Origin of the sequence: Denitrificimonas caeni (assembly GCF_027498055.1) — a bacterium.
Lineage (GTDB): Bacteria > Pseudomonadota > Gammaproteobacteria > Pseudomonadales > Pseudomonadaceae > Denitrificimonas.
The window spans coordinates 1362675-1379916 of the sequence record NZ_CP114976.1 but is presented as its reverse complement, the minus strand read 5'-3'; the positions used below and the strand labels follow the sequence as shown (position 1 = coordinate 1379916).

Below are 17242 nucleotides of genomic sequence, written 5' to 3'. Positions count from 1 at the left end.
ATGCGCGATGATCTCGGAAACACTGGTTGACCTGTCTCGCTTTCAATTTGCGATGACGGCAATGTATCACTTTATCTTTGTACCCTTGACCATTGGTCTGGCGTTTTTGCTGGCCATTATGGAGTCGGTCTATGTTTTGACCGGCAAAGAAGTCTACAAAGATATGGTTAAATTCTGGGGTAAGCTTTTTGGTATTAACTTTGCCATTGGGGTTGCCACAGGCCTCACTATGGAATTCCAGTTCGGTACCAACTGGTCATATTACAGTCACTATGTCGGTGACGTCTTTGGTGCTCCACTGGCCATTGAAGGCTTAATGGCTTTCTTCTTAGAGTCCACCTTTATTGGTTTATTCTTTTTTGGTTGGGACCGCCTGAGCAAGCGCCAGCACTTGGCGGTAACTTGGTTAGTGGCGATTGGTTCAAACCTGTCAGCATTGTGGATTCTAGTGGCCAACGGCTGGATGCAAAACCCAGTAGGCGCAGAGTTCAACTATGAAACCATGCGCATGGAAGTCGTAGACTTTGCCGCCTTGATTTTCAACCCTGTGGCGCAAGTTAAGTTTGTGCATACAGTGGCCGCCGGCTATGTCACAGGTTCAATTTTTGTCCTAGCAATCTCTAGCTGGTACTTACTGAAAAAGCGTGACATGGGCTTTGCCCGTCGTTCTTTTGCCATTGCTGCAGCCTTTGGTATGGCATCAATTCTTTCGGTTATCATCCTCGGTGATGAGTCAGGCTATGAGCTTGGTGATGTGCAAAAAACCAAACTAGCCGCCATTGAAGCTGAGTGGCAGACTGAACCAGCACCAGCAGCCTTTACCTTGTTTGGTTGGCCAAACATGGAAACGCAAACAACCGACTACGCAGTCAAGATCCCTTATGCGATGGGTATCATTGCTACCCGCTCCTTAGATACAAAAGTTGCAGGTATCCAAGAGCTAACAGAACAGCATGAAGTTCGTATCCGCAATGGCATGATTGCCTATGAGCGTTTACAAACGCTGCGCCAAGGTGATCGCTCTGCAGAAAATATTGCTCTGTTTGACGAAGTTAAAGACGACCTCGGCTACGGCTTGCTGCTTAAGCGTTACACCGAGAACGTCACAGATGCCACTGAAGAGCAAATCAAGCAAGCTGCTGCAGACACCATTCCTAACGTGCCAAGCTTATTCTGGGCATTCCGGATCATGGTGGGTTCTGGCTTCTTAATGCTGGTGCTATTTGCCTTAGCCTTCTGGGCATCCACTAAGCATACTCAAGAGCACAAACCATGGCTGCTACGCTTTGCCTTGTACAGCCTGCCATTGCCTTGGCTTGCGGCACAAACAGGCTGGTATGTTGCGGAAATGGGTCGTCAACCCTGGACAATTGGTGAGGTTTTACCCACCTTCCTCTCTGCTTCATCCTTGTCAGTTGGTGATGTGTTAGGTTCGATTATTACCATTGCTGCTATTTACACTGTGTTAATTATTATTGAAATGTACTTAATGATTCGTTTTGCGCGCAAAGGTCCAAGCTGCTTGCATACGGGTCGTTACCATTTCGAACAAAACACCACTAAAAACGTATAAGGGGGGTGACGAAATGTTTGATTACGAAACTCTAAAACTCATTTGGTGGGTGCTGGTTGGTGTACTACTGATTGGCTTTGCCCTAACCGATGGCTTTGATTTAGGGGCAGTGATTTTATTGCCCTTTGTTGGCAAGACTGACAGCGAGCGTCGCGTGGTGATTAACACCATTGCTCCGCACTGGGACGGTAACCAAGTCTGGTTAGTCACCGCCGCGGGGGCGCTGTTTGCCGCCTGGCCAATTGTCTACGCCGCGTCGTTCTCTGGGTTTTACTGGGCCATGCTGCTAGTGCTATTTGCCTTATTCACGCGGCCACTGGGTTTTGACTACCGCAGCAAGCTGGATAATGTGAACTGGCGTGCACGCTGGGACTGGACACTGTGCCTTGGCAGTTTTGTTCCATCCTTAGTGTTTGGGGTTGCCTTTGGTAACTTGTTCTTGGGTGTTCCCTTTATGCTCGATGACACCATGCGCATCACCTATACCGGCGGTTTCTGGGGACTGCTTAACCCCTTCGGCATCCTTGTTGGCTTAGTCAGCGTTGCCATGCTGACCACTCACGGTGCAGCTTGGCTGATGATGCGCACAGATGAGCAGGTGTTCCAGCGCTCACGCAATGCTGCGCAAATCTTCTCAATGGCTTACCTGATCACCTTTATTGGTGCAGGCCTGTGGCTATGGTTAGCTATTCAAGGTTATAGCGTTACCTCAGTGATCGACTTTAACGGTGCGATTGATCCGCTGGGCAAAACTGTTGCGAAAAACAACCCCGGCTGGCTGGCCAACTACGCGCACTACCCAATTATGCGCCTAGCGCCCATTGTCGGTATTCTGGGTGGTGTCGTGGCTCTATTAGGCGCCAGCACTAAACGCTCTGGCTTCGCTTTCTTAGGATCCTCTTTGGCAATTACTGGCACGATCTGTACCGCAGGTTTTGCCCTATTCCCATTCCTGATGCCATCCAGCATTGATTTATCATCCAGTTTAACCATGTGGGATGCGGTATCCAGTCATAAAACCCTAGGTATTATGTTTGTTGCCGCAGCGATCTTTGTACCTATTATTTTGCTGTATACCCTCTGGAGCTACATCAAAATGTGGGGCACTGTTAAAGTCTCAGACATTGATGACAACCCACACGGTCTTTACTGAGCAACTTAGATAAGGAGTGCTGCTACTAAATAAGGTGGCAGCACTCGGATTAGACCCAAGCAGCTTATTCAGTAATTTGGATAGGCGCAGACACTGACTTAAGGGGTTTTATATGTGGTATTTCACTTGGATTTTAGGTGTACTTTTAGCTTGCAGCATGGCAATTATTAATGCCCTCTGGCTAGAAAGATCATTCGACTTAGATGCTGAAAGCGATTCCAAACCTCAGTAATCTGCTACAAAAAAGCCGCTACTCATAATAAGTAGCGGCTTTTTTATTGCAGCAATGACCTTAGCGTTGTTGCGCCGCCTGCAGTGCTGCAGCAACTTTGGTGTCATGTCCATAGTTATCACTGCGAAAGCGTAAGCGATTGTCCATATCCACTTCCACCGTCCAGTAAGCGAGTAAAACCGGAACTGGCTGCGGTAAATTCACATTACGCGTCTTGCCACTGGCTTGGATTTGCTCAATGCGCTGACGCTCTTGTGCGGTCGCAGCAAAGAGTAAATGATCCACCAGTCTTTGCGCATCCTCAACCCGCACACACCCAGAACTTACGGTGCGTGTCGCACGGCCAAACAAATGCTGGCTGGGAGTGTCGTGTAAGTACACGGTAAAAGGATTGGCAAAGCGGATAGCCACTAAGCCCAAAGCGTTACTTGGCCCTGGGCCTTGACGCAACATAATCCCTGAAGGTGATTGCCAATTCACACTGTAAGGGTCGAGCACATTGCCATTGTAATCCAGCACGCTCATATTGCTGCGCGCCAGATAACCTATATCACGGCGAATCGCTGGCAGTTTATCTTCACGCAAAATCGTTGGCGGCACCGTCCAAGTCGGATTGATGGTCAAATGTGTAATGCGCGACTTCAACAGAGGAGTTTGCCGACGCACGGTACCAACTTGAGTACGGGTGCGCCAAACAATATCACCATCACGAAAGTACAATAAGCGCGCGCCAGCAATATCCACAACCAACATAGTTGGCTCCAGCAGCTTATCCAACCAGCGTAAGCGCTCAAGATTAACACGCACCTGCATTAACCGCTGCTCAGGGGTGATATTAAGCTCCCGCAGAGTCGCCGGCCCAACAATGCCATCATCTTCTAAGTAGTGATCTTGCTGAAAAGCTTTCACCGCGGCTGCCAACTCATCGGTATACAGCAGCGAATCAACCGCGACGGTTTCACCGGCAACCGTTTCCACCGGAGTTAAAGCCTCATCAGTACTTGCAGCAATATAGCCGGCCAACTGCAAACGCTGGCGTAAATCAGGCACGCGTACATCCTGCATGCCCACCCGTAACGACTTACCAGCTACCGGCACACTGCCCCAGTCGGGCTGATTGAGCAGGTCACTGTCTTTTAATACCTCACGTAATTTTTGATAGGTGCTGTGTTGTGGCCGTACCGCCGCAAAAACTTGCGGTAAAAAAGGTAAGCCAGCGGCTGCCACTTCTGCAATGGGCAACTGCTCAGGGGTCTCAAGAGCGGCCTCATGCCAATAAGGCTCGACCGTCTCAGGATCAAGAATGCCATCTCGCAAATGTTGTAACACCTGCAAATAACCATGGCTCAATAACAACTCATCGCACACCTGCCGCTGCTCTGCTGCAACTTGCGCCGACAGCAGTAAAGGTGGCAACTGATACATTGCCGGCTCTAGGCCGTCATATTGGGTATCTAAAATCAGCTCTGCCAACTGTTGACGCTGAGCGGCATCCTGCCACAGAGGCGCAAAGTCCACCGCCTGATAGAATGCTTGCAGCTGCGCAATTGATTGTTTCGACAAACGGTGTTGCTGCTCCACTGCGCATATTTGCGGCATCGAGTTGAGCGTAGTCGCCAGTATCTCTGCATTATATTCAGACTGTGCAGAGCTGAACGCGCTATGAGTGAGGCCAATAGCCAAAGCCAACCATGTGTATTTTTTAAGCAAGAGTTTGGATCCATTCAATGAGCTGTTAAGATACGCGACTTAAATATGCGCACCGCATTAGAAGACGCCTGCTAAGTCCGTTGTATCACAATTATAAAAACAACAACACAGAGACACATGCAGCAGTAGGTCCTAACCTAATTTTTTATCATGCACTCTTTGTGCTGTATTGAGATCATTTTTATGCTTCGTACTTTTTTTATTCGCTCATTTTTTGTTGCCACCGCCAGTTTAAGCACTTTTTACGCATCTGCCGCAACCCTTCCCATTCAGCTGTCTAAAGCCCTCACGCAAGCTGCACCAACGTTAGATAGTAAGGTGTTATCCACCGCTTTAAGCGCCATGCAATGCGCATTAAACAATGGTGCAGAGCCCGCTAACCGTTTAGCAGTGATCGATTTCTCATTACCGTCCAGCGACAAGCGCTTATGGATTTTTGACCTACAGAATGAAAAGCTGGTTTTGCATGACTTTGTCGCCCACGGCAATCGCTCAGGTGATAATTTCGCCACCAGTTTTTCCAACACCAACGGCAGTCATCAGTCCAGTATTGGTTTGTTTCGCACAGCAGAAAGCTACCAAGGCAAGCACGGTTATTCATTACGTATGGATGGTTTAGAGCCTGGCTTTAACGACCGCGCTCGTGAACGAGCTATCGTTATCCACTCCGCTGACTATGTAAATCCGGAATGGATCAAAAGCCAAGGTCGCATTGGTCGCAGTCAAGGTTGCCCAGCAGTGCGCCCTGAAATTGGTCGCACCGTGGTCGACAACCTAAAAGGCGGTCAGTTTATGTTTTCTTGGTACCCAGACCAAGAGTGGCTGCAAAGCTCAATTTACTTAAACTGTCGCACACAACAAGTGGCGAGCCGCACAGGCAACAGCAATGCTGATGACAGCTAATTAAGTCACGATGGGCTGATGCCTAAAAAAGCAGACAGCTCATCTTTCTTACTGATGGCATCTTGATAGCCCAGCTCGATCAATTCGTTGCAATAGCTGCGCTCAAATAACAAATAACTTAAAACGCCACCACCACTGGTACGCATCCCACCGGGGCCGCGTAAAAACAAGCGTATGGAGGCTGGCAACTGATGGCGGTGCCGCGCAGCAATTTCATCAATACTTTTACTCGGGGAAATCACTAAGACCTCCACCGGAGAAAGCCCTAAATGCTTACTGCGCTGTTCTTCGGGCAACATCTGGCCCAGCTCATTTAAACGCCCAAGCAACTCCAAGTCAGATTCTAGGTTATCAATAAAAGTGCTGTTTAATAGGTGGCCACCTATTTGCGCTAAAGTCGGTGGTCGCGCCGTTTTGGGAATGATTTCCTCCTCTTGCTGCTGACTGCGCACTCCAATCACCAAAACACGATCTGCACCTAAATGTAAGGCTGGACTAATGGGCGCAGCTTGACGCACCGCGCCATCGCCAAAGTACTCGTAATTCAAGCGCACTGGCTGGAATAGCAAAGGAATGGCTGAGCTGGCCATGAGGTGCTCAACCCGCAGACGGGCCGGCAAGCCTTGGCGCCGATGTCGCGTCCAGGGTTCAATATTACCGCGCCCCTGATAAAAGGTAATGGCTTGCCCAGATTGATAAGCAAAGGCAGTAATCGCCACTGCACGTAACTTACGGCGCGCGACCGATAAACTGATCCCAGAAAAGTCTAATTCTTTTAACAGCAACTCTCGCAGCGGAGCATTATCCAGCAAGGCAATAGGCTCTAAGCCGCGGCCAAAGCCCAATAGGTTTTTACCCACAAAACGCCCGGCCTGCCGCAAGACGCCCAGCCAATCTGTGCGATACACTTTATTGGTGCTAAAACTTTGCCACACAGCCGTTAACTTGCGTATTGACTGCTGAAAGTCTAAGGCACCGCTGGCCAAACTCACTGCATTAATCGCACCCGCTGAAGTCCCCACAATCACTTCAAAAGGGTTGTCAGACGACTCCGGCAGTAAGTCTGCAATAGCCGCTAATACACCCACTTGATATGCAGCACGGGCACCACCTCCGGAGAGTATCAAGCCAGTGGTGGCCTGCTTTTTGGCATCCTGCAATATTTTCAGTGCAGCTGCCTGTTCCTCTGTTTTCAATACAGCTTCGCCTCACCTTCAGGTCGAGTTTTAAAACGCCGGTGCGCCCATAAATATTGCTCAGGCTGCTGACTAATCGCCTGCTCAACCCACTGATTGAGCCGTAAGCAATCTTCCTCATCGGAAGCGCCTGGGAAGTTGCTAAGGGCTGGCTCGATTTTTATCAGATAACCTTGGGCATGGGGTAAACGTGTTTGTGTCATGGGGATCACTTGCGCGCGGCCCAACTTGGCAAACTTACTTGTGGCTGTCACTGTAGCAGCTGGGACACCAAATAGCGGTACAAAAAGGCTCTGTTTTGGACCATAGTCTTGGTCTGGTGCATACCATATGGCTCGTCCTTGACGCAGTACCTTTAACATTCCGCGCACATCTTCACGCTCAATGGCACGCGAATCAGCATTATGGCGCTCACGACCACGACGCTGCACATAATCAAAGACTGGGTTGTTGTGCGCGCGATACATACCATCGATGGTATGGCGCTGACCTAATAAAGCGGCGCCAATCTCTAAAGTGGTGAAATGGATCGCCATTAAGATAACCCCTTGGTTTTGCTCTTGCGCTGCTTGCAAATGCTCCAAACCTTCCACTTTTAATAGTTTACTCAAACGCTTTTTCGGCCACCACCAACTCATCGCCATTTCAAAAAAAGCGATGCCCATCGAAGCGAAATTTTCTCGTAATAACTGCTCGCGCTCAGGCTCACTCAAGTGCGGAAAGCACAACTCAAGATTGCGTCGCACAATATGCCGACGGCTGCCCGCCAGATACAACATGATGCGACCTAAACCACGCCCCAGGGCCAGTAAAAACACATAGGGTAACTGGGTTAATAACCATAAAAGCGCCAATCCCAACCACAACAACCAATAGCGTGGATGCAAAAAGGCGATATCAAATCCAGAATGCTTCATACTTAACACCAAACAGCGTAAAACTTACATTCTACATGGCTTATGCATTTGCAGCCTGCCAAGCTTAGCGCTATAACTCACTTTTATTTTTATATTTCGTAGAGCCTTCAATGAATCAAGTAGATCCTCTTGAGAATCGGTCTGTGTTTGAGCTTAAAGGCAGTATGCTCGCCTTAACTATTTTAGAACTCACCGCCAATGACCCAGACCGCCTAAACGTACAGTTGGCGGAGAAAGTTGAGCAAGCACCGCAGTTTTTCCAAGATGCCCCAATTATTCTCGCGTTAGATAAATACCCCGAGGGTGCTCAGCCTTTAGACTTAGCAAGTTTACTCAGCATCTGCCGTCAACACGGTCTACGTGCACTGGCTGTGCGCACCGAATCTCCAGAACACATAGCCGCAGCAAATCTCTTAGATATAGCGGTATTAGCACCGAGCAACGCCCGCGAACGGCCCTTAGCAATAACCCCTGCTACTGCGCAAGTGGTTGAGCCAGTGGAGCCAGAGCTTATGCCGGCAAAAATCATTACTCAGCCAGTGCGCAGTGGCCAGCAAATTTATGCGAAAAACTCAGACTTAATTGTGCTGGCTGCAGTCAGCGCCGGCGCTGAACTTTTAGCCGATGGCAATATTCATGTGTATGGCCCATTACGTGGCCGCGCCTTGGCGGGGATCAATGGCAACCTTGATGCTCGTATTTTTTGCCAGCAGCTGGGTGCTGAGCTGCTATCAATTGCCGGTCAATATAAGGTTGCTGAAGACCTGCGCCGTGACCCTTTATGGGGGAAAGCCACACAAACTTGTCTAAATGAGGAACAGTTGCAGATCTCTGCACTCTGATCTATACCTTTATGGCAGTGAACACTTTATAATCAATGATTCAACTACCCTTTACTATTTTCAAAAGGTGACCCGCTTGTCTAAGATTCTCGTTGTAACATCAGGTAAAGGCGGTGTTGGAAAAACCACCACCAGCGCAGCAATTGGTACCGGCCTTGCATTACGCGGACATAGAACTGTCATTGTCGACTTTGATGTGGGTTTGCGTAACCTTGACTTAATTATGGGTTGCGAGCGCCGCGTTGTGTATGACTTCGTTAACGTGATAAACGGTGATGCCACCTTAAATCAAGCGTTAATCAAAGATAAGCGTTTAGAAAACCTCTATATTCTCGCCGCCAGCCAAACCCGCGACAAAGACGCTCTCACCCAAGAAGGGGTAGAAAAAGTCCTCACCGAGCTGGCCGAACAGTTTGAATATGTGATCTGCGACTCACCGGCAGGTATCGAAAAAGGCGCGCACCTAGCAATGTACCTAGCAGATGCGGCCATTGTTGTGACCAACCCTGAAGTATCCTCGGTACGTGACTCTGACCGCATGCTGGGTCTGCTCTCCAGTAAGTCTAAGCGTGCTGAAGAAGGTCGCGAACCCATTACCGAGCACCTACTCTTAACCCGTTACTGTCCAGAACGTGTTGCCCGTGGTGAAATGCTCAGCGTGGAAGATGTCGAAGAGATCTTATCGATTCAAATGATCGGTGTTATCCCAGAATCACAAGCAGTGCTGAAAGCCTCGAACCAAGGTGTACCAGTCATTCTTGATGAAGAAAGTGATGCCGGCCAAGCCTACAGCGACGCTGTTGAACGCCTGTTAGGAAAAGAGGTTCCACACCGTTTCCTCGATGTACAGAAAAAAGGCTTTCTCCAGCGCATGTTCGGAGGTAAGCAGTGAGCATTATAGACTTTTTTAGAACACGCAAAAAAGCACCAAGCGCTTCTCTCGCTAAAGAGCGCCTACAAATCATTGTTGCCCACGAACGTGGCCAGCGTGACGAACCGGATTACCTACCTGCCCTACAAAAAGAGCTGGTTGAGGTGATTCGCAAGTACGTAAAAATCGACCAAGAGCAGGTGCAGGTTGCCCTAGATAGCAAAGGCAGCTGCTCAATTCTTGAATTAAATATTACCCTGCCAGACCGTTAAAGCCGTCAGCATGAGCGTAATCACTGTTTGGCGGCCACGGGTCGCCAAATTTATTTATAGGGTTCGGTATGCCACTCTCAAGCATTGAAATTATCTATGCTGACGCTGATATATTGGTTGTTAACAAGCCCACCTTGTTACTCTCAGTACCTGGCCGTGCAGCAGATAACAAAGACTGCCTGATCACTCGTTTGCAAGACAACGGCTACCCTGATGCCCTAATTGTGCACCGTCTCGACTGGGAAACCACAGGTCTCATGGTTCTTGCTAGAAACGCTGAAGCTCATCGTGAGCTATCACGCCAATTTCATGATCGCGAAGTTGAGAAGCGCTACACGGCACTGTGCTGGGGTCAGTTTACTGAGGATGCGGGGCAAGTGGAGTTACCGCTCCGCTATGATCCACCCAATAAGCCACGACAAATTGTTGACCATGAACTGGGCAAGCATGCTCTGACATTTTGGCAAGTATTAGAGCGCAACCCTGATTATTGCCGCATCGAACTCACCCCTTACACTGGGCGCTCGCATCAGTTACGGGTGCATATGCAAGCAATTGACCATCCTATTCTCGGCGATATTCTTTACGCCCACGACCTGGCTGTGCAAGCGGCGCCGCGCCTATGCCTACATGCTAACGCCTTGAGTATTACTCAGCCAAACTCCAAACAGCGCTTAGACTTCAACTGCCCCACGCCCTTTTAACTGCAGTGCGCGCAGATTTGCCAACCATGCATATCCACAAGCTCAGCACATGCATTACACTGCAGCTATAGAACTTTGTATTGAGAAGGCACGCTATGTCACCCCATGAAGCCTTACTTGCTTTGCGCCACTACTTAACTAACCAAATCCTAGGCCAAGAACGCCTCGTGGATCGTTTGCTGATTGCCTTACTGGCAGACGGGCATTTACTGGTTGAAGGTGCTCCAGGTTTAGCCAAAACCAAGGCGATCAAATACTTAGCCGAAGGTTTAGAGGCCAGTTTCCAACGTATTCAATTCACCCCAGACTTATTACCCTCTGACATCACTGGCTCAGATATCTATCGCCCAGAAAGTGCGCTGTTTGAGTTTCAACAGGGCCCCGTCTTTCACAACCTTATTCTAGCTGACGAAATTAACCGTGCTCCGGCTAAAGTGCAATCAGCACTACTGGAAGCCATGGCTGAACATCAGGTCAGTATTGGCAACAGCACTTACCCCTTACCCAGTTTATTTTTAGTGACGGCCACACAAAACCCAATTGAGCAAGAAGGGACCTACCCGCTGCCTGAAGCACAACTGGACCGTTTTTTAATGCATGTAAAAATCGGTTTCCCTGATGCACAAATTGAGCGAAAAATCCTCCAACAAGCGCGCGGCATAGCCCTACACGGCGAGACCAAGCCACCACAACAGCTGACTCAGGACATTATCTTTGCTGCCCGCAAAGAAATCCTCAATTTGTATATGGCTGACGCCATGGAGGAATATCTGATTCAGCTGGTGATTGCCACACGCACACCGGCCAAATACGATGCGCAACTGGCCCAATGGATACGCTTTGGCGCCAGCCCACGCGGCTCTATCGCCATTGATCGTTGCGCCCGGGCTCACGCTTGGTTGGCCGGCCGGGACTATGTCAGCCCAGAAGATATTCAAGCAGTAATCTTCGACACTTTACGCCATCGGATTATTTTATCCTTTGAGGCTGAAGCAGCAGGGATTGATCAAGAGCAGGTTTTACAACTCTTACTTGATGTTGTCGCGGTTGCCTAATGGGTAAGTCAGGCCGCACGCACGTTGACCTAGAGTATTTACTGGGTTTGCGCCATCATTTGGCTAAAGTTCAGTTGTTTAGCTCACCGCTGCAACACAGCACCTTACTTGGCCTGCACCGTTCACGCTTACGCGGACGCGGCATGGACTTTGATCAGGTGCGCGCTTATCAAGCCGGTGATGATGCGCGCAGTATTGACTGGCGGGTAACTGCGCGCACAGGCGAGGTGCATACAAAAGTCTTCCACGAAGAGCGTGAGCGCCCTGTATTCATTGTTGTTGAGCAAAGTTTGCATGTGTTTTTTGCCAGCACAGGTAACTTTAAATCTGTGATTGCCGCCCAAGTGGCCAGCTTATTTGCTTGGGCCAGCCTACGCCACAATGACCGTGTGGGCGGCTTAGTTTTTACCGACGCGGACAGCACCCATATTCCCACGCAACGCAATAAACACAGCGTCTTACACTTTCTTCAAGCCATTGCTGCTGCTAATCAGCGCCTACAACACGCCATGGCGCAAAATACAGATAACCCGCTCACTGACGCACTATTGCAAGCACGGCGCTTGACCCGTACCGGCAGTCTAATTATTTTAATTTGCAATGAGCGCCATCTAACTACGCAGAGCAGCGCCATGCTCCGCCGCCTTGCAGAGCATGCTGAGTTACTGTTACTGCCGCTCTGCGACCCTTTAGAGCACAGTCTGCCGCACTTGGGTGAAGCGCAATTTGCCTTAGGCGAGAAAACACTGAGCATTAATACTGACGCACGCAACTTGCGTGAGCAATGGCAACAGCGTGGTGCGGCTTATCAGCAAGCCTGGCAAAGTATCGCGCAACAACTCAACGCCCCTTTATTGCCACTGAGTACAACACCTTGCGTATTGCAACAACTGCAGGGGTTTAGCCTAAGCAAAAACTCTGCTGCACAGGTAGCTGCTGATGATTAGTCCTGAGCAACTGCAGCCCATTATTTTACCTCCGGCAGTGAGCTGGTGGCCGCCCGCTTTAGGCTGGTGGTTAGTACTACTCTTGCTGTTGTTTTTAGGCGGAGCTTGGTATTACCGTGCCCAAATACATCCACAGCGCATACAGCCTGCCAACGATGACCCGTTACGCGACAGTGCTCTACAGCAACTGCAGGCACTCAACAAACCTTTTGACGGCCAACATGCTGGGCCATGGCTGCAGCAGTTGAATCAATTACTTAAGCGTATTTGTGCAGCGCGCTACCCAGACTTTACCAGCCACACTCTAAGTGGCCGCGAATGGTTGGCTTTTTTAGATAGCCGCTGCCCCGCAGCCGGACTCAGCCGCTGGATGATTTTAGTCCAAGGTGCCTACCAACCCAACTGCACCCTAGATGACAAATCAATCATGCAACTTGAGCAAGCCATCGACACTTGGATTCGTAAGCATGTTTGAATTTGCTTGGCCGTGGCTGTTTTTACTGCTGCCACTCCCCTGGTTACTACGCCGTTTTACCCCACCTGCTCGCCAGCACAGCGCGCAACTCAAGGTTCCTTTTTATGCTGAACTAGAGACCCTGCAGCACCAGCAATCGGGTGTTCTAGCACGGTTACACAGCCACAGCTTTATTTACAGCCTGCTTTGGCTGCTATTATTGACTGCCGGCGCACGGCCACAATTGCATGGCAGCTTACCAGAGCAAGCCAGCAGCGGCCGCGACCTACTGATTGCTGTCGATGTCTCCAGCTCAATGCTATACAGCGACATGCACTTAGATGGGCGCAGCGTGACCCGTATGGAGTTGGTCAAACATTGGCTGGATAACTTCATTGCAGAACGCCACGGCGATCGCTTAGGGCTGATTTTATTTGGCAGCCAGGCTTACTTACAAGCGCCCTTAACCTATGACCACCACAGCGTGCGCACTTGGGTGCAAGAAGCACAACCTGGTATTGCCGGTCACACCACAGCAATTGGCGATGCCATTGGCTTAGCCATTAAGCGACTGCGCCAGCGCCCAGCGCAGCAGCGAGTGCTTGTTTTAATCACCGACGGAGCTAATAACAGTGGCGTCATGGCACCCACTGCCGCAGCGCAACTAGCCGCGCGTTATCAAATTAAAGTTTATACCCTGGGCGTTGGTAGCGCAGCGAGCCAAGAACTCGCCAATCTCATTGACGCCAGCAGCTTAGAACTCGATGAACATAGCCTTCAAGACATTGCTCAAATAACCTCTGGTGCATACTTTCATATCGCCGACAGCACCGATTTAACTCATATTCACCAAGCCCTTAATCAGCTTGAACCCAGCGCCACCTATCAAAAGCCGCAACGTCAGTACCAAGAGCTTTACAACTGGCCTTTGGCTGCTGCGCTCGTACTCAGTATGCTGTGGATAGCCCTGCGTATTTACCGCACTCGGACAGCAACCAAGGAGCTGAACTGATGCCAACACTCCTCAGCCTGTGGCCTGATTGGACGCGGCCTTACTGGCTACTCTGTGTGCCTCTAGTGCTGCTGTTAAGCTGGGGGTTTTATCGTACGCAGCAATCAAAAAATGACTGGCGCAGCTGGCTACCTGAAGCCTTTCAAACGATTTTACTCAAGTCCAATAGCGCTAAAGATCATAACAGCCGCTACTGGCTGCTCGGCTGCGCATGGCTCTGTGCTATTTTGGCATTGTTAGGCCCTAGCTGGGAGCAATACACCCCGACCAATAATCACGAACGCGATCTGCCACCACTGGTGATTGCCCTTGAATTAACCCCTGAGATGCTGGCTGAGGATTTAGCCCCTAGCCGCCTAGATCAAGCGCGGGAAAAAATAAATAATCTACTCAAAGAGCGCGACGCAGCATATACCGCCTTAGTGGTTTACGCCGGCAGCGCTCACACCCTAGTCCCGCTGAGCAACGATCTACTCACCAGTCAAAACTTGCTGCAAGCACTGCAACCGGACTTGATGCCAACGCCCGGCAAGCGCGCAGATTTAGCTATTGCCCGGGCAACTGATCTGTTAGCGCAGGGCGCGCAAGGTGAAGGCCAGATACTCTTATTCAGCACAGGTGTGTCAACTTTAGAACAGGCAGCCATTGAACAACACTTACAACGCCAGCCCATTGAGCTAAAAATTATCGGGGTGGGTAGCACTGCTGGAGCGCCCATTGTGCAATCAACACAAGGACACTTACTCACTGACGCTACTGGTGCCATTATTATTAGCCGCCTCAATGAAACGTCACTGCAACTGTTAGCCGAGCATACGCAGAGTCCTTATAGCCGTCTCAGCACTGACGACAGTGACCTGCTTGCCCTAGATATGTTTACTCCCGTCAACCACAATCTCACTGCGGCAATTAGCGCGGGCGCAAAAAACCACTTTGATCAAGGCTATTGGCTTATTTTGCCACTGCTGTTAATCACTGCCAGTTTCGCTCGGCGCGGCAGTTTACTGATAGTACTGGTGTGTGTCTTACCCGCGCAGGAAGCACTGGCTTTTAACCTTGAAGACTTATGGCTACGACCTGATCAACAAGGTGCCAGACTGATTGCTGAGCAACCGGCATTAGCAGCAGAGCGCTTTACTGATATGCAATGGCGCGCCACGGCCCTATATTTAGCTGAAGACTATCAAGCTGCGGCTGAGCTCTTCGCACAACGAGAGGATGCCACTGCCCACTATAACCGCGGCAATGCCTTAGCCTTAGCTGGAGCACTGCAAGACGCAATTGCGGCTTATCAGCAAGCTTTAACCCAGGCACCTAATATGCTTGCCGCGCAATATAACTTGGCCGTGGTTACAGAGCATTTAACCACAGCAAGCGACGCTACAGAACCAGCAGCGCTCGAACCTAACGCCAAAACACCAGCCCAACCCAGCACAACTGCCACCCCTGCTACTGCTGTAGCGCCATCAACAACAGCAAGCGCCGCTGCAGACGACCCAAGCAGCACAGGCGCAACACCAGCATTTACCGCAGCGCAAAAGCCGGATACGCCAGCAGTAACAAAGCCCAGTACAATAGCGAGCAGCGACCACCCAGCATCAAGTGAACCAGCGTCCACAGAACAACCTATACAATTAGAGGACTGGCTTGAGCAAATCCCTGATAACCCCAGCGAGCTCTTAAAGCGTAAGTTTTGGTATGAGCAAAATGCTCAGGAGACAGCCCCGTGAACCCTCGTGATATAGCAGTCTACTGCCTGACTTGTTTATTACTGCTGTGCATGCCACTCGCTCAAGCAGCGTCTTTTACCGCCAGCGTTGATCGCATGCAGCTCAATGCAGGGGAAAGTGTGCAGCTGATTTTAGAATCAGATGACACCACTCAATTTTTAACCCCAGATCTGAGCCCACTGAAACCTTTTTTTGAGTTACTTTCCAGTCGACAAGTCAACCGTTTAAGTACTGCCACAGGGGTTGAGCGTCCAGTAACTCAGTGGTTACTAACCTTACTGCCTAAGCAAACCGGCTTTGTAATCATTCCCCCGCTCAGCTTAGGTGACCTGCAAAGCACACCCATCAATCTGTATATCAAAGATGTCACCGAGCAAAATATTGGCCAGCTTGAGCCGGTCTACATTGACACCCAACTCGACCGCGACTGGGTTTATATTCAAGCTCAAGTGATCCTAACCTTACGCATTTACCACGCCATTCCATTGTTTTCTGACGGCAACCTAACACCGCTGCTGCTGGATAATGCCCGGGTTGAGCAACTCGATAAGCCACGTACCTTTGAGCGGCATATTAACGGCGTGCGCCATGGCGTGATTGAAGTCAGCTACGCAATTTTCCCACAGCAAAGCGGCCTCATTAACATCCCGCCACAAACCTTCTCAGCAACTTTGGCTGGCCACGACCCCCACTCTTTAACCCCCTTCACTGCGCAGCCTGGGCAACGTATTGAAGTGAAATCAGCTCGTATTCCTTTGCAGGTCAAAGATATTCCCAACGACTACCCAACTGATGCCGTCTGGCTGCCCGCTCAAGACATCAGCCTGACACAAAGCTGGACACCCAGCTTAGATACGCCGATCAATATCGGTACAGCAGTCACGCGACTACTTAAGCTGCAAGCACAGGGCTTACCCAGCTCGCTATTACCCGATATTACGCCACCGGCCTCCCCTGACTATAAAGCGTACCTAGACCAGCCCGTCTTTAGCCACCAAGACACTGAGCTAGGCTTGACCAGTCGCCGCGAGCAACGTCAGGCGTTTGTCTTTCAAACCCCAGGGCAACAAAGTCTTGCTGCGATTAAACTGCCCTGGTGGAACACCATTACTGACCAGCTAGAATACGCAGAGCTAGCAGAACAAAAACTGCATCTCCAAACAGCCATGTTTAACCAAGTCTCTCCAGCATTAATGCCCAGCCACAGCCAGCCTGCAGCACCTTTGGCGCTTATACAGCAGCTGATATTTTGGCAAACTTTAAGTGCATTACTGGCGCTGCTTAGCTTGGCTGGTTTTATTTTATGGTGGCGTGCACGTCATCAGCCGGCCGTAATTGCCGCAAGTAGTAGCGGCCCCACGCCACGCAGCTTACAAGATGATTTAAAGCGCGCCTGCTTATCCAATGACGCCAATAACACACGCCTTGCACTGGATGCTTGGGCCCGGCAGTATCCAGAAACCTTAGCTGATATGGCTGCACGAGACAGCACCCTCAGCGCAGCACTGGATGCATTAAACAGCGCTTTATACAGTGAGAACTACAGCGACTGGCAAGGCCAAGCCTTATGGCAGGCCATTGGCAACTTATCGTTTAATCCGCAAGCACAGAGCAGCGATGATGAACAGCTGCCGCCACTTTATCCGCCTTAAATCGCCGAACAACAGAACC

Annotated in this window: 17 protein-coding genes; 14 read left to right on the top strand and 3 right to left on the bottom strand. The window is 50.1% G+C overall.

Annotation, left to right across the window (positions count from 1 at the left end; all coding sequences use genetic code 11):
* Nucleotides 1-7: 7 nt before the first annotated feature.
* From O6P33_RS06590 to cydX, 3 genes are all read left to right on the top strand, one after another.
* Nucleotides 8-1573 carry a cytochrome ubiquinol oxidase subunit I gene (locus tag O6P33_RS06590; RefSeq protein WP_269819400.1) on the top strand — a complete coding sequence of 522 codons (1566 nt, stop codon included), beginning with the start codon at nt 8-10 and terminating at the stop codon, nt 1571-1573.
* Nucleotides 1574-1586: 13 nt separating this feature from the next.
* Entirely contained in the window at nt 1587-2726 is a 1140-nt protein-coding gene (gene cydB / locus O6P33_RS06585; RefSeq protein WP_269819399.1) for a cytochrome d ubiquinol oxidase subunit II, read from the top strand.
* Between the two features lie 112 nt (nt 2727-2838).
* Nucleotides 2839-2958, top strand: a complete 120-nt coding sequence (gene cydX, locus O6P33_RS06580; RefSeq protein ID WP_269819398.1) for a cytochrome bd-I oxidase subunit CydX — start codon at nt 2839-2841, stop codon at nt 2956-2958.
* Between the two features lie 60 nt (nt 2959-3018).
* Here cydX and O6P33_RS06575 read toward each other — a convergent pair whose 3' ends face one another.
* Nucleotides 3019-4521, bottom strand: a complete 1503-nt coding sequence (locus O6P33_RS06575; RefSeq protein WP_269819397.1) for a L,D-transpeptidase family protein — start codon at nt 4519-4521, stop codon at nt 3019-3021.
* Between the two features lie 330 nt (nt 4522-4851).
* Between O6P33_RS06575 and O6P33_RS06570 the strand changes: the two genes are divergently transcribed.
* The gene (locus O6P33_RS06570; protein WP_269819396.1) at nt 4852-5571 is read left to right on the top strand and encodes a murein L,D-transpeptidase catalytic domain family protein; all 720 of its coding nucleotides are present in this window, start codon (nt 4852-4854) and stop codon (nt 5569-5571) included.
* A gap of 5 nt (nt 5572-5576) precedes the next feature.
* Here O6P33_RS06570 and O6P33_RS06565 read toward each other — a convergent pair whose 3' ends face one another.
* Nucleotides 5577-6734: a patatin-like phospholipase family protein gene (locus O6P33_RS06565; protein ID WP_269819480.1), complete on the bottom strand. Its 1158-nt coding sequence runs from the start codon at nt 6732-6734 to the stop codon at nt 5577-5579.
* Nucleotides 6735-6763: 29 nt separating this feature from the next.
* A complete protein-coding gene (locus O6P33_RS06560) occupies nt 6764-7684 on the bottom strand; it encodes a lipid A biosynthesis lauroyl acyltransferase (protein ID WP_269819395.1) in 921 nt (306 codons plus the stop codon).
* A 110-nt stretch (nt 7685-7794) separates the two neighbouring features.
* Here O6P33_RS06560 and minC point away from each other — a divergent pair, with 110 nt between their 5' ends.
* From minC to O6P33_RS06510, 10 genes are all read left to right on the top strand, one after another.
* Complete coding sequence (minC, locus tag O6P33_RS06555; protein ID WP_269819394.1) at nt 7795-8526, top strand: septum site-determining protein MinC; 732 nt, start codon at nt 7795-7797, stop codon at nt 8524-8526.
* Between the two features lie 76 nt (nt 8527-8602).
* Nucleotides 8603-9418 carry a septum site-determining protein MinD gene (minD, locus tag O6P33_RS06550; RefSeq protein ID WP_269819393.1) on the top strand — a complete coding sequence of 272 codons (816 nt, stop codon included), beginning with the start codon at nt 8603-8605 and terminating at the stop codon, nt 9416-9418.
* Nucleotides 9415-9669 (top strand): cell division topological specificity factor MinE, encoded by a 255-nt coding sequence (minE, locus tag O6P33_RS06545; protein WP_269819392.1) that lies wholly within the window; start codon nt 9415-9417, stop codon nt 9667-9669. The genes minD and minE overlap by 4 nt, the downstream gene beginning before the upstream one ends.
* Nucleotides 9670-9737: 68 nt before the next feature.
* Nucleotides 9738-10373 carry an RluA family pseudouridine synthase gene (locus O6P33_RS06540; RefSeq protein WP_269819391.1) on the top strand — a complete coding sequence of 212 codons (636 nt, stop codon included), beginning with the start codon at nt 9738-9740 and terminating at the stop codon, nt 10371-10373.
* A 95-nt stretch (nt 10374-10468) separates the two neighbouring features.
* Complete coding sequence (locus O6P33_RS06535) at nt 10469-11428, top strand: AAA family ATPase (RefSeq protein ID WP_269819390.1); 960 nt, start codon at nt 10469-10471, stop codon at nt 11426-11428.
* Complete coding sequence (locus tag O6P33_RS06530; protein ID WP_269819389.1) at nt 11428-12375, top strand: DUF58 domain-containing protein; 948 nt, start codon at nt 11428-11430, stop codon at nt 12373-12375. Before O6P33_RS06535 ends, O6P33_RS06530 begins: the two co-directional genes overlap by 1 nt.
* Nucleotides 12368-12850 carry a DUF4381 domain-containing protein gene (locus tag O6P33_RS06525; RefSeq protein WP_269819388.1) on the top strand — a complete coding sequence of 161 codons (483 nt, stop codon included), beginning with the start codon at nt 12368-12370 and terminating at the stop codon, nt 12848-12850. The genes O6P33_RS06530 and O6P33_RS06525 overlap by 8 nt, the downstream gene beginning before the upstream one ends.
* The gene (locus tag O6P33_RS06520; RefSeq protein WP_269819387.1) at nt 12843-13841 is read left to right on the top strand and encodes a VWA domain-containing protein; all 999 of its coding nucleotides are present in this window, start codon (nt 12843-12845) and stop codon (nt 13839-13841) included. Before O6P33_RS06525 ends, O6P33_RS06520 begins: the two co-directional genes overlap by 8 nt.
* Entirely contained in the window at nt 13841-15571 is a 1731-nt protein-coding gene (locus O6P33_RS06515) for a VWA domain-containing protein (protein WP_269819386.1), read from the top strand. Before O6P33_RS06520 ends, O6P33_RS06515 begins: the two co-directional genes overlap by 1 nt.
* A complete protein-coding gene (locus O6P33_RS06510) occupies nt 15568-17223 on the top strand; it encodes a BatD family protein (protein WP_332880045.1) in 1656 nt (551 codons plus the stop codon). The genes O6P33_RS06515 and O6P33_RS06510 overlap by 4 nt, the downstream gene beginning before the upstream one ends.
* Nucleotides 17224-17242: the final 19 nt, after the last annotated feature.